Genomic DNA, 15,188 nt, shown 5'->3' on the forward strand with positions numbered 1-15,188 from the left:
CTCGTCGAGGAGAATAAACGATATGCATAAACTTGTACGGAGCATGCGCTGTGGTCTGCTTGTTGGCAGTCTCACAGTTGGGGTGTTGACCGGGGTTTGGGGCGACGACAAGCAAACGGGCCCTCCGAATCCTCTGACGAAGCTAGCCCCTTACGTTGGCCCCAAAAAACCCGTGGTGGTGATGGGGATAGATATTAAAGTCACGAAGGCCAGTATTCAGATCCCGCTGCCTTCGGGGGCAACTCAGGAGAAACCGCTTGATCTGCCTAGTGAGTTCGGTGCGGGGCTGACGGAGGTGCTCATCACGGAACTCTTCCAGACCGGGCGCTTTGTCGTGCTGGAAGCCTCTGCGGCAGAGCTGCTTCCCGGTGCCGTACCTGGAGGGAATCTTCCTCCTCCTACGGGGAATCCCCCCCCTGTTGACCCGCAGGCAGCAGCGCTAGCGGCGGCAGCCGCCGCCGCCGCCGCACCACCGGCGGCACAGCTTCTGCCCCCTCCTTCCCGAACTCAGGTACGGGGAGCGATCACGACCCTTTCTTTCCGTAGCTCCGCGCAGGCACTTGGCGGGGGGGGGCAGGGTGGACTACCGCCTAGCCCGTTTGAGGGAGGTCGGGCAAAGACAGAAGCCATTGTGCGCTTAGACATACGCCTCACCGAGAGTGTTACGGGGGAGGTCGTGGCGGCTTACCAGGCGGAGGGACGGGTGACCTCCTCGAAATCATTCTTAAACCTGACCATAAAAGATGTCACTAACTTTGGCACAACCAAAGTGGATGAGAACCCGCTTGGTCAGGCAGTGCGACTTGCAATCCGCAACGCGGTGGTGAAAATCTGTCAGCAGACTGATAGTTCACCCTGGGAAGCACGGGTCGCTCGGGTGAGTGGTGAGGGGGAGAACCTCTCGCTCTTTTTGACGGAAGGTGCCCGGACCGGCCTGGAGCCTGACGATGTTTTAGAGGTCTTTCGGCTAGGCGAGGAGGTTCGCGATCCGGTGAGCGGCAAGCTTCTGGGGCGCGACGAACAACACGTGGGGCAGTGCCGGATCAAGTCCGTACCCCCGTTGCAGTCGTTCTCTGTTGCCGTCCCAACTGAGGGGACTGAGTTTAAGATAGGCGATGTCGTACGCTTTGTGCGTCGCCCCGCAAAAGTCGCTCCTCCGGTCAAGAAGAAAAGATAGCCGACACGTGTTCGGTTTAGCGGGGTGGTAGATAGGCGTTCTCGAAAGCCTCCGTGGTGATCAAGCGGGTGTGGTAGATGGCAAAGTCATCTGGATGTTTTTTGAAGGCCGGATCGGCCTCTAGCTGCTCGTAGCTTCTCGGATAGTCTTTGAGAGCATGGAGCGGGTAGGGGCCGACTGTTTTTCCAAATGTCGTGTTGATATTGCCGTCTTTCTCCCAACCATCACTGATCACGACGTAGTCACGCTTCCATCCCGTCTGGGGCGCGGTCTTTGCAGGGAACCGGAAGAAAAGCTCGTCCCCCGCGTTGAGAATGGCGTACCGATCATCCACACGGCTCAGCAGTGGCTTGACATCGCCAAAGCGCGTCACATAGCCCGTGAGATCGCGCCACCGCGGAGCGAGTCCGGCGAGATTCGCGTAGGAGGTGGGCAGCTCCGGCGACGAGGCATCCACGGCTTTGACTTCCGAGAACCCCCGGTAGCGCAGGGTCGCCTCTTGAGCGCTCAGGCGCTGTGTTTTTAGGATGCTATCGGGGTGGGCTTCAGCCCACTGGAGCTGATCCCAGTAGATTTCCAAGTTCGTCCGAAGGCGCATTCGACGGGGCGTACCCGGTGCCGAGGCCGCAAAGACATCGTCAATGCGTAGCACAATGGTCTTGAGTTTTCCCGCCGGAAAGCCCAGAGCCTCGCGGCGCTTGGCCCAGCCGTCTTTGTTGTTCTCTTTGTTTTTGTTGTTTTTGCTATCGGGTGTCCAGAGTGAGAGCCCCTGTGGTGGCCCCTGAGTCTTGTCCTGGCTCATGGCGACATTGAGCGACGTGTTAGTGGGGTGCAGCCAGCCGTGGGCGATTAAGTACAGCGGCTTGCCGCGCGGCGCACTCTCGGGCAGCACCAGCTCCACCCAGTGGTCGCCCGCGATTCCCTGGTACTTGCCGCGCCCAAAGTCATCCAGATAGCGCGTGTCGCGCTCGGCCACCACCTCGCTTACGTCCTGACCCTTCCAGCCGAGCACTTCTTCAAAAGGCCGCGTCGGGCCCGTCGGAATGATTTTCAGCAGCGGCAGCTGGGTCGGGTTGAAGCGCTCATCAATAAATATCTCGGTGTTCTCGGGATGGTCCACCGTCACTAGCGAGAGGTGGTCGAAGTAGTGTGTCTCGTTGAGCTCGGCGGTGATCGAGAGCTCGTAGAAGCCATTTTTCGGCGCAAGCTGCTCGCCGCGCACCTTCACCCAGTCCTCGGTCTGGGTCGCACCCGCCGTGTCCTGCGCGTTGATCTTCAGCCCGAGGGGCGAGCGCCAGATGCAGTCCGTCACAAAGACAAACTCCTTGCCGTTCCAGGTAAACAGAAACGGACACGAGCCGCCCAGCGCCTGATCCGCGATAAGTGGCTTGCCTGCAACGAGCTTCTCCGCGAACTCACTCTGCGCCCGTCCGCTAGGCCAGATCATCCGAACGACCTCGGGTTTTTCGTACGTTCCCAGTCCGATATGCATCTGCGGGCCGGTGACGGCAACTTTCTGGTAGAGTAGCCCCGCCCGAGCTTCAAACGCGCCACCCACACAGAAGTTATTGATCTTATCGGCGGGGTTGTCGGGCTGCTTGGCCTTGAGACTGATGGTTAGGTAGCCATAGCCCGCTTTCCCGGACGCCAGGCTTTGAACGGGTTTACCTGCCACCGTTCCCACCAGATCGAGCAGGCCATCGCCATTGAGATCCGCGATACTGGTGACACTGAGCGGGATGGGGAGAGGCTCCTTGGCGAACTTCCCCGGGCCGTCGCTGAGCCAGATCTCACTCTCGTTCTTGCCCGCAATCAGAATATCTGTCGCGCCGTTGTTATCAAAATCTGCGGTGAAGAGCGCCTGGCCATCGGTGAGCTTCGCGCTGAGCAGCGTGGTCTGCTTGCCCTCAGCAAAGGCAACAACTTGCCCGTCTTTGGTCAGAGCGAGCAAGTCCAGAACCGTGTCGCCGTTTGTTTCGGCCACGGCCAGCGCGACAAGACCGCTGACTTCGGGATTCTTGGCAAGCACAAACGAACCCGAGCGCTCGTTGGTGTAGCGCACCAGCTTACCGTTGGCATCTATAAACGCCGGGTCGGTGTCGCCATCGCCGTCGAAGTCCGCCCAGGCAAAGGCGCGGATCGAGCAGGCGACCCCCTCGAACTTGGGCGGCGTAACAGTGAATGTCCGGTCGCCATTGTTTTGTAAGACGTAGGGCTTGCCGGATGGCGGCGAGACGATCAGATCAAGATCACCGTCGGTCTCGATATCCACTGCCCAGACTCCCGTACAGGGGCCCAGCGGAAGCTTGGTCGCCAGTGGTTTACCGTCTTCGTAGAGCTTGAGCCCGCCCGGCCCGGCGGCGGCGAGCTCGACGCGAAAGTCGCGCTGGTCGTCGGTGAGGTGCTTTGCTCCCACTTTCTCCTCCCCCTCGAAGTTCCCCCGCATGGTGTCGAAATCGAAAGCGACCACCGCCGTGGCTCCGGCGGGCAGCGGAAACAAAACGGGCTTGCTCTCGGCACTCAGGGCTAGAGCGAGCGTCCCAGGAGAGCTCGTCGGAGCGCCGTAGCTAAGTCCTGTATCGGGCTTAGCAGGAGTGGCAGGCGGATTGGCAAGCTTGAGAAAACGCTGGAGGGGATCACCGGGAGCGACCTGGAAGTTGTGCAGATCGAAGACACCGGTGAAGTAGTCACGGGTGCGCCCTAGAAGATTTGCCAGTTTGATAAGCGCAATAGCCTGGTTCCTGCCCGTCAAAGCCTTAAGCTGGGTAAGGCGCGCCTGAGTCTCCGGGGTCCAGCGGCTCTTGCGCAGCTCGAACAGCGCCAGAAGGCGGGCCACGCCCGGAGCATCGCCCGTCCTGGCAAGTGCCTGCGCCAGGAGAAGCTGTGTCACAAGGTTATTGGGCGCGGCGGCAAGAAGGGTCTCCAGGGCTTTTCGGTGCGCCGCTTCACTCTCGGGGCCACCCTGGCGCAGTGCTAGCTCGGCAATCAGATAAAGCGTCTTGACATCGCGCGGGTTTTTGTCCACCGCCCTCTGGTAGGCGACAATCGCCTCCGCGAACTTACCCTGTTTTTCGAGTAGTAGGCCCTCAATGGCCGCGATCCCCGGGTCGTCCGGCGCACCTTTCTTGGCCTGCGCCAGAGGCTCGACCGCTTTAGGGTACTCATTGTTGCGGATGTAGGCCAGCGCGAGATTGGCCGCGATAGCGGGCTCGTCGGGCGCGAGCTTCAGCGCCTTCTCCAGGCTCGGAATCGGATGGTTCTTCTCACCGGTCTGGAGCGCGAGCGTGCCCACATAAAACGGGGAGATCGCCGCGCTGGGATCGCTGGAGCCGCCACCCGGGCAGCCGGTGCCGATAAGCAGGGCAGAGAGAGCCAGGATCAGGGCACAGAGAGAAAGGATACTGAGATAAGATCGCTTCACACTTGGGTATACGGCTTCGGAGAGAGAAAATCCTCCCTGCCTTCGGGCGGCGAGGCGTCGGCCAGGTGGGCTGGGGGCGATATACTTTCCCGGCATGCAAAACTCCTCCCCAACAGCCCGTCTGCGCGCGGTTGTCCTCCCCGTGGTGACGGCGGGGGCGCTGTATTTTCTGCTGGCGGCCCTCACGCGCAGGCTACCCGGCGGCGAGACGTTTCCGACGCCTCTGGAGGTGGGGAAGACATTTATGAGGAGTGTCTCCTCCGGGGAGCTACTGAAAGAAACCTGGACCTCGCTCTGGCGCGTGGTCGTCGCGTACGGACTGGCAGCCTTTCTAGGTTTGCCACTGGGCGTGGCGCTGGGACGCGTGGCACCGCTACGGGAGGCGCTGCTGCCGGTGGTAAACTTTCTGCGTGCTGTCTCGCCCTTAAGCTGGATTCCCTTCGCCATTCTCTGGTTTGGCCTGGGGAATCCGCCCGTGATTTTTTTAGTCTTTGGCGCGACTTTTCCGCCGCTCGTGCTGGGGACAATGGCGGCGACTCTTGCCGTGCCGCAGATCTATTTTCGCGTGGGCCGCGACTACGGCCTCAGTGCGTTTGCGATCACGCTGCCCGCGATCTTGCCACAGGTTTTTACAACACTGCGCGTGACGGCGGGGCTGGCCTGGGTGGTGATTGTCGCGGCGGAGATGGTCTCGCGCGAGGGCGGGCTGGGCTTTCTGATCCACGATGCACGCAATGGCCAGATGCTTGACTTAGCCATTGTGGGGATTATAGCCATCGGCACCCTCGGGATCCTGACGGATCGGCTGCTCGGGTTACTGGGCCGCCTGCCCGCCGTGCGCTGGGGCTACGAGCGATGATCGAGCTTGAGAATGTCACCTTGCGCTACGATGCAACCGAAGTTCTCTCGGGAGTCTCGCTCCGTGTGGCAAAAGGGGAGTTTGTCGCGATTGTCGGGCCCAGCGGGGCGGGAAAGACCACCCTGCTCAATCTCTTCTCGGGAGCACTCCCTCCAAGCGAGGGGGGGATCCAGCGGGGCGGGAAGACGCGTATGGTCTACCAGGCCGATGGCTTGCTTCCCTGGCTGACGGTTCGGAGAAATATTGCGCTGGGCGTGCGCGAGCTGCCCACAAGCCAGCGCGAGGCACGGGTGACGGAGCTGCTCACTCTGGTGGGGCTGGCGGAGTTTGCGCAGTACTTCCCGCGCCAGCTCTCCGGAGGCATGCGCCAGCGTGCCGAGCTTGCCCGTTCTCTGGCCGGGGAGACGGATGTACTGTTGCTAGATGAGCCGTTCTCCGCGCTGGACTATCTCACTCGCCTGAAGCTGCGTGCCGAGCTCGCCCGATTACTGGCGGAGCGCCCCTGCACGACCATTCTCGTGACCCATGATATTGAGGAAGCCGCCCAGCTCGCCGACCGTATTCTGGTACTCTCGGAGCGCCCGGCGACTATTCAGCAGGAATTGGTGCTAAAAGCGCCCCGCCCACGCGATGTCACGCACCCTGAGGTTGTGGCGGCGATCCATACAATTTTGGAAGCGCTTGGGGTAGAATAGCTCGCGATGATTACTGATAATGCGCTTGCATTTCTTGAACGAATGATTACAACCGCCTCACCCTCCGGGTTTGAGGAACCCAATGCGAAGAATTTTCGTGACTATGTCTCCGCCTTTGCAGATGAAGTGACTACAGATCCCCTCGGGAGCGTAATCGCTGTCGTGAATCCCACGGGCAGCCCGCGCGTGATGTTGGCAGGCCACATTGATGAGATCGGGTTTCTCATTCACTACATCAACGATGAGGGCTTTTGCTATTTTAGGACGATCGGTGGTCATGATAACGTGAATATCGTGGGCCAGCGCGTGGTGGTGCAGACCCGCAAGGGACCCGTGCACGGTGTTATTGGTAAGAAGCCTGTTCATCTGCTCACAGCAGATGAGCGTGGCAAGAAGATCGAGCTCGAAGACCTCTGGATTGATCTGGGCGTCACGAACAAACAAGAGGCGCTCGATGCCGGTGTGCAGATCGGGGACCCGACGGTCTATGCCGATGGCTGGCAGCCTTTATTGGGCGATCGCGTGGCGGGCCGCGCAATGGATAACCGCGTGGGAGCCTGGGTTGTCGCGGAGGCGCTGCGGCGTGTGAAAGCGCTCAACCCACAAGCGGCGGTCTTTGCCGTTGCGACGGTGCAGGAAGAGATCGGCCTCCGAGGAGCGCACGCGGCCACCCACGGTGTCAATCCCGACATTGGAATCGCGGTGGATGTGACCTTCGCAACCGACTTTCCCTCAATGGACAAGCGCAAAGTAAGCCCGATGAAGCTCGGGGGCGGTCCGGGGGTACTTCGCGGTGCCAATGCCAACCGCAAGCTCGCGGATCGGATCGTGGAAGTGGCGCAGACTGCTGCCATTCCTGTGCAGCTACAGGCAACTCCAGGCGGAACGGGTACGGATGCCAATGCCATGCAGATCGCGCTCGCGGGAGTCTGTACCGGGCTGGTGGAGGTGCCGCTGCGCTACATGCACACGCCCTGTGAGATCATCTCGCTCGCGGATGCCGATGCCTGTGCGGAGCTTCTTGCACGGGTTTGCGCCTCGCTCACCCCCGACGAAATCTGGGCACCTTAGGCTCGCTCCGTTCAGGGGGCGGAACGCAAAAAAAATGCCCGGACAACGCGCTTTCGCCGTGCCGGGCAATATTAAGGTGTTTCTCGTGCACTGTGGGAAATTGCAAGCCCCGTGCCGCACTGCATAGCACCGTGTAAATCAGGTAAATCTAGCGGGGGGCCTCAAACTCCGTCACCCAGTCCTCCAGAATATCCAGGGCACCTTGCCAGAAGTGAGGATCCTTTAAATCCACCCCAAGCGGGGCCACGAGCTCCGCTGGGAACTGCGAGCCGCCCCGCGAGAGCAGGGCAACGTACTTTTGGGCAAACGGGGCACCTTCTCGGCGGTAGCGGAAGTAGAGGGCGAGTGCCAGCATCTTCCCGAAGCTATACGCATAGACATAGAACGGGGTGCCGATAAAGTGAGGGATGTAGCTCCACCAGAGCGCATGATCCTCACCGAGGGTTACCGCACCCGCAAACATCGCACTGACTTTTTCTTGCCAGAGTGCGCTGAGACGCTCCACGGAGAGCTCGCCTTGCTTACGCTCTGCGTGGACGGCTTGCTCAAACCGATACATCGCGGTCTGGCGGTGAATTGTGGAGAAAGAGTCCTCCAGAACCCGCCCAAAGAGTGCGCGCCGCGCTTCCCCTGTGACCTGTGCTTGCTCCTGCTCGAAGACCAGTAGCTCCGCGAAGGTTGAGGCAACTTCGGCCATGGGTAGCGTGCCGTGAAAATTCAGGTAGCTCTGGCCCCGGGAGAGAAACGAGTGGATACCGTGGCCGAGCTCGTGCGCCAGGGTGTTCTTATCCGTGGCACGGTTCAGGTAGCTCTGGAAGATGTAGGGATGCAGGTCCGGGGTAATGTAGGAGCAGAAGGCACCACCTTGCTTGCCCGGGCGCGGTGCGGCATCAATCCAGCCCTCCTCGAAGAAGGCGCGCCCGGCGGCAGCATAGCCTCCCTCGAAACTCTCAAACGCGGTGAGAATCTCGTCGCGCGCCGCTGCGAAAGGGACCGTGGGTTCGTCGCTGCGGAGTGGGGCATAGCGGTCGTAGTGCATTAGAGAGTCTAGCCTTAGTAGCTTTTGTTTGGCGCGGTAGTAGCGGCCCACCAGGGGGTAGCCCGCTTCGGCGGTGTCGGTGACGGCGGCGACGATCTCTGCTGTCAGTTCATTGTTTAGATGCCGTGCCTGCTCGGGGTGCGTGTAGCCACGGAGCGTGTCTTCAACGGCTTTATCTTGGATGAGCGTATTGTAGATATAGGCCAACGTCCGTGCATGGGGCCGTAAGCCTTCCGTGAGAACTTCGGTGCTGTGGCGACGCACATCACGGTCGGGATCGTACTGGAGGACAGAGATCTCCGACAGACTGAGGCTCTTGCCATCGTAGGCGAAGCGCAGGCTGGAGGTTAGCTCCTGAAAAAGCCGTACCCAGGCCCGGCTGCCCGTGTTCGCTTTCTGTGCGAGAACTCTCTCTTCCCCTTCCGATAGCATGAACGGGGCGGTGCGGGCGGCCTGGAGCAAGTAGCGCTGCCAGTTCGCCAGCTCGGGCGTCGCAGCAAATTCCGTCAGTTGTTTACCATCGAGGCGTGCCAGCTCGATAGGGAAGAAGAGAACCGGCAGGAGTGCCGTGGTGGTCTTCTCACGCAGCTTCTGAACCAGTGCTCCATTTTCGGGAGCGGTGTCGGCGGCGAAGCGAAGGCCCGCGTAGGTCGCGGGCTTGCTACCTTCTTGTAGCAGGCGCTCGTAGGCTGTCAGTGCCTCGGCTAGCGCGGCGGCATTCAGGGTGGCAATCTTGCCCTGGTAGTGCGCCGCGAAGTCTTGTGCGGCCCGGGTGATCTGGGCAAGTGTGTCCAGGAGCCGGGGATCGTCCGGGCTCTGGAACAGGTCGGTGAGGTTCCAAGAAGGGATAGCGGTCATGGCGTTTTTATCTGTCCTTGACGGATTAATCGTCTCGCGTTATCATACCCTTACATGTATCGTTATCGGCAGTATTGGGTCGGCTTTGAGAGGCATCTACAGCGGGGGGTGGATGGCCTGTGCCTGCATCGGCACATGGTCTACACGCGCCCGGTCACTTGCTGTCTCTGAGCCCGCCTGCTTCTTCGTGAGCAAGCGGGCTTTTTTGTTTCACGAGAGGAGTGTCTACCGAAATGGGTCAAGAGGTTCTGGTCTTAAACAGCGATTACGAGCCGCTGAATGTCTGCAACGTCCGCCGGGCGATTGTGCTGGTCTACCTAGGGAAGGCCGATATTTTGCACACGCACGGTGAGGAAGACATGCGCACGGCAGAGGCATGGTTTACCGCTGAGGGCCAGAGTATCGCGCACCCTTCGGTCGTCAAGCTGCGCCAGCATGTCCGTCGCCCTCTCCCGGAGCTGAAGCTTTCCCGGCGTAGCATCTTCGCGCGTGACAACTACACGTGCCAGTACTGCGGCCAGGTCAGCAAAGAGCTCACGATTGACCACGTCGTTCCCAAGCACAACGGCGGCCCGATGAGCTGGGAGAACCTAGTGGCGTGTTGCCGTCGCTGCAACACGCGCAAGGGCGACAAGCCGCTGGAGAAGTGCGGGATGAAGCTCACGCGCCAGCCACGCCGTCCGCGCTACACGCCCTACATCGCGCTGAACAAGTACGTCTCCGGCACCCGCCACGCCGTCTGGCGCGATTACCTGCCCATCTTCAGCGATGTGGGCGGGGTATTTCAGTAAAGCTTTTCCTCCTGTCTCAAATCTCGTGATCAAGCCATTGCCTTAATAGGAGCCGGTCGAGGATTCAATTCAGCACAAGGCAGGAGGGCTAAAGCACGACTGCCCGATTTGGTTCAACTCATCTCTTTACCTTTCTGACGGCAAGATGTGGTTAATACAGAAACCGCCCAATGGAGAAAAACGCTCGGGTTTCTCCCCTGTGGCCGAGACTGGCTCCCGCGATCACTGGCCCCAAAGCGGTTTCAACGACGAGACCTGTGGACAGGCAGAAAGGATAGGCACTACTAGCTCGTACCACCTGGCTACCGCTGGTATCGCCCAGCTCAATCCACGTTCCCAGGCTGGTACGTCCGCCAAATAGAAAGTTTCCAGGGGCGACCTGTCGCAGGTAGCCCGCTGAAGCAAAGTAGTAGCGGCGCCCCACGAACTCACTCGGTTCATACGCACTGAGCCGCATCAGGCCCCCGAGAGAAAACTCGGAAAGTGGGGAGTAGCTGTTGCCTAGTATGGTTCCTGCGGATGCCCCCAGAAAGAGAGTGTCTTTCGCTAAGCGGGGGGTGAACCAGCTGGAGGTAACCTCGATCCGGTCGTACGACGATGCAGCGCCAGGTGCCCTATAGATCCGTTCGAAATTACCGCTTGCTCGCAGACCATTCCGTGGCAGGACGGGGGCATCTTGACCGTCATAGGTGTAGCGGACATGGAACTGTCGGGTTGACCCGGTGAGATTGGGAGACTCCAGCGCACCAACTAGAACATTCGCTCCCTGATGGCCCTGTTCCCAGCCAAAACGTAGCTCACGGGTGCGTCCCTCAATAAAGCCAAAGTCCATGCCTGTTGAGGAGGTGCGAACCAGGTAATCCGCAGTACGGGTTCCCTGCACGAAGAGAGATTGGGAGGTATCGTAGTAGTAGGTGCGCGGTGCGACAAATACCTGTGCCCGCTTCAGTGCCAAGAACCCCGCGGAGGGGAGAAAATACTCAGCTGCATAGTACTGCGTACTCCCCACGCCGAAATCAAGCCGGGTTTCGCTGTTTCGGATAACCTGGTCACTTAGCGTGATGCGACCTGTTAGCCGGGTTGTCACAGTGCGCGGCTGGTTGCTACTGATAATTGGTGCCAAAACAAAAGAGGGGGGGGCACTAGGATTATCCTGAGCGATAACACGAATGCCAAGTCTTCCGTTCTTCTGAACGGGGACATACGTCAGGCTGGCGAAGAAGCCGTTGCCGCTGGCAAGGGAGAGAGCATTTTCCAGAGCCTCGGGGTCTAAAGGGTGACCTGCGAGTGGCGTAAGATAGTGCTGGAGCGCACGGGCTTGGCGTGTGCTTCTAGTACCAGTCACCTCAAAGAAACGTGGGATAAAAATCCCGCTAGGAAGCCTAGCACGACGTGCCGCCAAATGCGCCAGCCACTGCTCCTCACTCAGTGCAAGCAGAAGCAGCTTCTCCTTGTTCGCCTCAGCCACCGCCCACCCGCGCTTAATCAGCTCCGGTGCTGCAATCCAGTCCAAAACAGTGTAGGGCTTTAAGTCGGGGTGAAGAACAAGGTCGGCAGTCGCTATTCCTTTCTGGTTCGACTTGTTCGTCAGGACGCTGAGGGTTCGCCCTAGGATATCTATAAGACCACCGAACTGTTCCTGGCGTGCAAACCCATCTCCTACGTCGACGGCAATGACCGTGTCCGCCCCCATGGAACGCGCGACATCTGCGGGGACATTGTTTGCCACCCCACCATCAATTAGCAGGAGCCCCTCGCGATCCACAGGAGGAAACAATCCTGGAAGTGCCATGGTGGCGCGCAATGCCGTCGCCAAATCTCCACGAGAGAGCGTCACCGTGTCACCACTTCTCAGATCTACTGCGACACAGCGAAAGGGAATGGGAAGACGGTCAAAGTCGCTGAGGATGCCAGCGCGTGCTCCGATCCGCGAAAGGAACAGGGCAACGCGTGGAACGGGATTGATTCCACTCGCAGACTGGCCCACCTTGCTCAGACTCAGCCGAATATCGGAGGGATAGTCATGAAGGTCTTCTTTGCGCCGGTAAGTGAGGTTCGTGTAACCACTTCCCGCTGCGAGTGTGGAACTCCAGTCTTGCCCTTCCAACAGGCTACGGATCTCCTCCGCGGACATTCCCGTCGCATAGGCACTCCCCACTAACCCCCCCATACTGGTGCCCGCGATATAGTCTACGGGAATCCGGTGTTCCTCCAACCACTGCAGTACGCCCGCGTGGGCAATCCCTAAGGCACTGCCTCCTCCTAACGCCAAGCCAACAGTGCGCCGCCGCTCTGGTGCCTGAGCTCGGGAAGGAGGGAGGTTGGAGAGCAGGAGCAGCAAGCAAACCCCCAAGAGATTAGTCCACCGAAACATGACGTTAATAACCTTTCGACGTTGGACTGGATCGCCAACGTTTCTCCAACGCAATTAGTCCCTACGGGCAGAGTTCTACCCTGGCATAATAGCCATACGAAAGCCTAGGGACTTCCATCCATCACCTAGGCTCAAGGAGCCTGTGCGTGAGGTAACAACTTCTACAGAAGTGGACGGGAAAAGGCGCTTACACAGCCACTTAGAGTGCCGTAGGGGCAGCACAGCATAAGGTTCAACACTCAGTTGGGACGCTCCAATAGCTACTTTTTAAAGGTCACTGATGCTACTTCAGAGACGGTATCGCCCGCACCAACGGTTGCGACAGTGAGAGTGTAGGACAGCTTGGAAACGCCCAGAGGTGTGGTGAGCGCAATCGCAGGCACTTTCCAGACCCCTTTTGCATCGGTCTTTACTTCCCCCTCGGTGACGATACCATCTGTAGGCAGGATAAGGAGCACCCCCTCAAATATCAAGCGATAGCGTACTGTCGCACCTGGAGTGGCCTTGCCCGTGATCTCTACCTTATTGCCTACTGAAGTATTTGCTATCGGAGTCAAGATTGTGGGTTTCTGTGGAGCCACCACCGCAACGAGAGCAGGGTCTGGAGTGTTTACCTTGACAGCTGCACTTATCTGGAAGCTCCAGGCGCGGTGTGTCTCGTTTCCCGCCATGTCTCGTGCCACCACCGCAACGGTCGTTTTTCCGGCAGGGAGCGCTGGATCGGGTTTATACGAGAAGAATGCCTCCGTGACGGTTGCCTTTGCGGTGACATCGGTTCCGTTCACGAGAACCTGCACCGATGTGCTGTCAATGCCAGTTCCCACATCGGAGAGTGTGCCATAGATCAAAAGCTTAGCGGATGCTGCCGTGGAGTCTGGGAGGGGGGAGAGTGTTCCGAGCTGAGGGCCAATGCCATCTAGGGTTACCGGTCCCGACGACTGAATCATCGGCGAGCTCTGCGTTGCTTTCTTGAGGATCGCAAAGAGGGGAGCATTCTTTACCTGAGTGCCGTTTGGGACGGTAAAACTGCCCATGTAGGTTCCCGTGCTCGTCTCACGGAGCGGCAGATCGCGCGCACTCTCTACGCCGGAGATGCTAAATGTCCCCACAGACCCCGGTGTTCCAAGCAGAGTTACACTGAGCTTGTCACCACCGTGGAGGGGCTTGGTAGAGTCGTGGGTGAGGGACTGCACCTCCACCTGAGCCACGACAGGCATGGGGCTAGGTGGCCCGCCCGTCGTCAGGATCACAACTGTCTTGCTCGCACCACGCCAGCTCACCTGCGCCCCGAGTGCCTCAGAGACAAATCGTAGCGGAACCAGAGTTGTACCCTGCTGGGTCTGAGCGGGCAGAGCTAGCGTCCGGCTCTGGCCGTTGACCTTGGCCTCGGTGGAGCCTAGGCGTAGCGAAACCTCTGTTGCGCCTTTAACGGCTCGAATGGTCTTGGTCGCTCCCTCATAGAAGACCTGAGCACCCAGCTTCTCAAAGACGCCACGTAGGGGAACAAGAACCATGCCACCTTGCTCTATAGGGGGCTGCCCCATAAACTGCACCACATCGCCATCTACCGTAACATTGATTATCTGCACTATTGCAGTTGGAGTTGCTATCATAAAAGAAAATCCTGCTTTCGGGTCTTAAAGAAATCATAAGGTGCAACTCCGTTTATTAATAAGGAGCCTCAGTAACAAGTATATCAAAAATAAAGTCCCCTCTCCCTAGCGTCTTGATTTTGTCAATCTCTTGATTGTGAGAGCATCGCTAAGCTGAAATGGCGCTGCTGAGCCACTGGGAATGGGCAAGAACTACCACATGTAGCGTCAATAGGATGGGAATTGTCTATATGTTGTACCTGAGCCGTTACATTTTGGTTGCCTTTTATTCCGCGAACGTCACGCGGCGGTAGATGTCGGAAAGGGGGAGGCTGAGCGAGAGCGCGGGGAGCTCGGCGGTGGTGTCCAGGCCCGTGAACTCGCGGACGCGCCAGCCACGCCGTCCGCGCTACACCCCCTACATCGCGCTGAACAAGTACGTCTCCGGCACCCGCCACGCCGTCTGGCGCGACTACCTGCCCATCTTCACCGATGTGGGCGGGGTATTTCAGTAAGTTTCTAAAGTGGCCCCGCCCCGGCGGGGCCATCGTCTTTTGAGACTATATCACTATCTTGATTGTAGATTACTGTCCTGCCTTGGTTAAGGCATCCCGCAAACGCCCAGAAAGGGTACGGAGTTCGGCGATGCGCTCCGTGTCAGTTTTACCTGCCCAGCGATTAGACAAAATCGCCTTATGAGACGAGAGATTGCTATGGGACCCGGTTGCGCGAAGCCATTCATCTAAATCAGTGTCATAGGCGGATGGTATGAATAGCGGGCTCACACTTGACTCGGTAAGCAATTCGCTGATTTTGGGATGCAAAATCGTGAAACTACTGTCCGCTTGAGACTGACGGCAATGCGTGACGAACTGCGACCGAAGCGATTTCTGGATTGTGTTTAGTGTATTTAAGCACGCCGTCCGTGCCGCTTCTTCGGGCGACGTAAAACCAAAAGAACGCAATTTGCGCCAAACTCTGAGGTCTGTGCGTGCGTTTCCACCTCCGTTACCTGGAAGATTCACTTGGGATCGCAACTCACTTACCACAGAGTTTGCGGCGAAGCGTGCCATACTTGTCTTGGCTTGTTCTAGTAAGTGCTGAGCAAACCGCATCGCTTCTGGTGAACTGGTCTCCCAGCTACGTTCAAAATCGCCGGTTTGCCACACATTAACAGCTTTCCCGAATGTCTGTATGTGAAGAAGCAGGGCGTGTGTAACTGCTCAGGTCTTGCCTGAGTGCCTATCTTACAGTATACTCCCAGCCAAGAATGAACCGAGAGGAATTTGACAGACTTACCCGAGAAGATCC

11 protein-coding genes are annotated in these 15,188 nt (G+C 58.8%); 6 read left to right on the plus strand and 5 right to left on the minus strand.

Going from position 1 to position 15,188, the window contains the following annotated elements; translation table 11 throughout:
* Nucleotides 1-22 precede the first annotated feature (22 nt).
* Complete coding sequence (locus tag ACH2ED_RS13685; RefSeq protein ID WP_395092029.1) at nt 23-1,177, plus strand: CsgG/HfaB family protein; 1,155 nt, start codon at nt 23-25, stop codon at nt 1,175-1,177.
* Nucleotides 1,178-1,193: 16 nt separating this feature from the next.
* Here the strand turns inward: ACH2ED_RS13685 and ACH2ED_RS13690 are convergent, their stop codons facing one another.
* A complete protein-coding gene (locus tag ACH2ED_RS13690) occupies nt 1,194-4,598 on the minus strand; it encodes an FG-GAP-like repeat-containing protein (protein WP_395092031.1) in 3,405 nt (1,134 codons plus the stop codon).
* Nucleotides 4,599-4,692: 94 nt separating this feature from the next.
* Here ACH2ED_RS13690 and ACH2ED_RS13695 point away from each other — a divergent pair, with 94 nt between their 5' ends.
* From ACH2ED_RS13695 to ACH2ED_RS13705, 3 genes are read left to right on the plus strand one after another with little or no spacing between them, the layout of a single operon-like run.
* Complete coding sequence (locus tag ACH2ED_RS13695; protein WP_395092033.1) at nt 4,693-5,457, plus strand: ABC transporter permease; 765 nt, start codon at nt 4,693-4,695, stop codon at nt 5,455-5,457.
* Nucleotides 5,454-6,152: an ABC transporter ATP-binding protein gene (locus tag ACH2ED_RS13700; RefSeq protein ID WP_395092036.1), complete on the plus strand. Its 699-nt coding sequence runs from the start codon at nt 5,454-5,456 to the stop codon at nt 6,150-6,152. Before ACH2ED_RS13695 ends, ACH2ED_RS13700 begins: the two co-directional genes overlap by 4 nt.
* Nucleotides 6,153-6,158: 6 nt before the next feature.
* On the plus strand, nt 6,159-7,223 hold the full coding sequence (locus ACH2ED_RS13705) for a M42 family metallopeptidase (protein WP_395092038.1): 1,065 nt from the start codon (nt 6,159-6,161) through the stop codon (nt 7,221-7,223).
* A gap of 148 nt (nt 7,224-7,371) precedes the next feature.
* On the opposite strand, the gene ACH2ED_RS13710 is transcribed toward ACH2ED_RS13705, so the two are convergent.
* Complete coding sequence (locus tag ACH2ED_RS13710) at nt 7,372-9,120, minus strand: M3 family oligoendopeptidase (RefSeq protein WP_395092041.1); 1,749 nt, start codon at nt 9,118-9,120, stop codon at nt 7,372-7,374.
* A gap of 233 nt (nt 9,121-9,353) precedes the next feature.
* Here ACH2ED_RS13710 and ACH2ED_RS13715 point away from each other — a divergent pair, with 233 nt between their 5' ends.
* Nucleotides 9,354-9,911, plus strand: coding sequence for an HNH endonuclease (locus ACH2ED_RS13715; protein WP_309691165.1), 558 nt, complete (start codon nt 9,354-9,356; stop codon nt 9,909-9,911).
* 151 nt (nt 9,912-10,062) lie between these two features.
* On the opposite strand, the gene ACH2ED_RS13720 is transcribed toward ACH2ED_RS13715, so the two are convergent.
* Complete coding sequence (locus ACH2ED_RS13720) at nt 10,063-12,285, minus strand: patatin-like phospholipase family protein (RefSeq protein WP_395092044.1); 2,223 nt, start codon at nt 12,283-12,285, stop codon at nt 10,063-10,065.
* 260 nt (nt 12,286-12,545) lie between these two features.
* Nucleotides 12,546-13,898: a stalk domain-containing protein gene (locus ACH2ED_RS13725; protein WP_395092047.1), complete on the minus strand. Its 1,353-nt coding sequence runs from the start codon at nt 13,896-13,898 to the stop codon at nt 12,546-12,548.
* A 353-nt stretch (nt 13,899-14,251) separates the two neighbouring features.
* Here ACH2ED_RS13725 and ACH2ED_RS13730 point away from each other — a divergent pair, with 353 nt between their 5' ends.
* Nucleotides 14,252-14,392 carry a hypothetical protein gene (locus tag ACH2ED_RS13730; RefSeq protein ID WP_395092049.1) on the plus strand — a complete coding sequence of 47 codons (141 nt, stop codon included), beginning with the start codon at nt 14,252-14,254 and terminating at the stop codon, nt 14,390-14,392.
* A gap of 69 nt (nt 14,393-14,461) precedes the next feature.
* On the opposite strand, the gene ACH2ED_RS13735 is transcribed toward ACH2ED_RS13730, so the two are convergent.
* Nucleotides 14,462-15,046, minus strand: coding sequence for a hypothetical protein (locus ACH2ED_RS13735; protein ID WP_395092051.1), 585 nt, complete (start codon nt 15,044-15,046; stop codon nt 14,462-14,464).
* Between the last annotated feature and the right edge of the window lie 142 nt (nt 15,047-15,188).

Source organism: Armatimonas sp. (assembly GCF_043757465.1).
In the GTDB taxonomy this organism is placed as follows: domain Bacteria; phylum Armatimonadota; class Armatimonadia; order Armatimonadales; family Armatimonadaceae; genus Armatimonas.

Bases quoted from the DNA above. Each gene is read 5' to 3' on its own strand.
- ACH2ED_RS13710 (WP_395092041.1), bottom strand. From the start codon at position 9,120: ATGACCGCTATCCCTTCTTGGAACCTCACCGACCTGTTCCAGAGCCCG.
- ACH2ED_RS13700 (WP_395092036.1), top strand. From the start codon at position 5,454: ATGATCGAGCTTGAGAATGTCACCTTGCGCTACGATGCAACCGAAGTT.
- ACH2ED_RS13695 (WP_395092033.1), top strand. From the start codon at position 4,693: ATGCAAAACTCCTCCCCAACAGCCCGTCTGCGCGCGGTTGTCCTCCCC.
- ACH2ED_RS13720 (WP_395092044.1), bottom strand. From the start codon at position 12,285: ATGTTTCGGTGGACTAATCTCTTGGGGGTTTGCTTGCTGCTCCTGCTC.
- ACH2ED_RS13725 (WP_395092047.1), bottom strand. From the start codon at position 13,898: ATGATAGCAACTCCAACTGCAATAGTGCAGATAATCAATGTTACGGTA.
- ACH2ED_RS13715 (WP_309691165.1), top strand. From the start codon at position 9,354: ATGGGTCAAGAGGTTCTGGTCTTAAACAGCGATTACGAGCCGCTGAAT.
- ACH2ED_RS13685 (WP_395092029.1), top strand. From the start codon at position 23: ATGCATAAACTTGTACGGAGCATGCGCTGTGGTCTGCTTGTTGGCAGT.
- ACH2ED_RS13705 (WP_395092038.1), top strand. From the start codon at position 6,159: ATGATTACTGATAATGCGCTTGCATTTCTTGAACGAATGATTACAACC.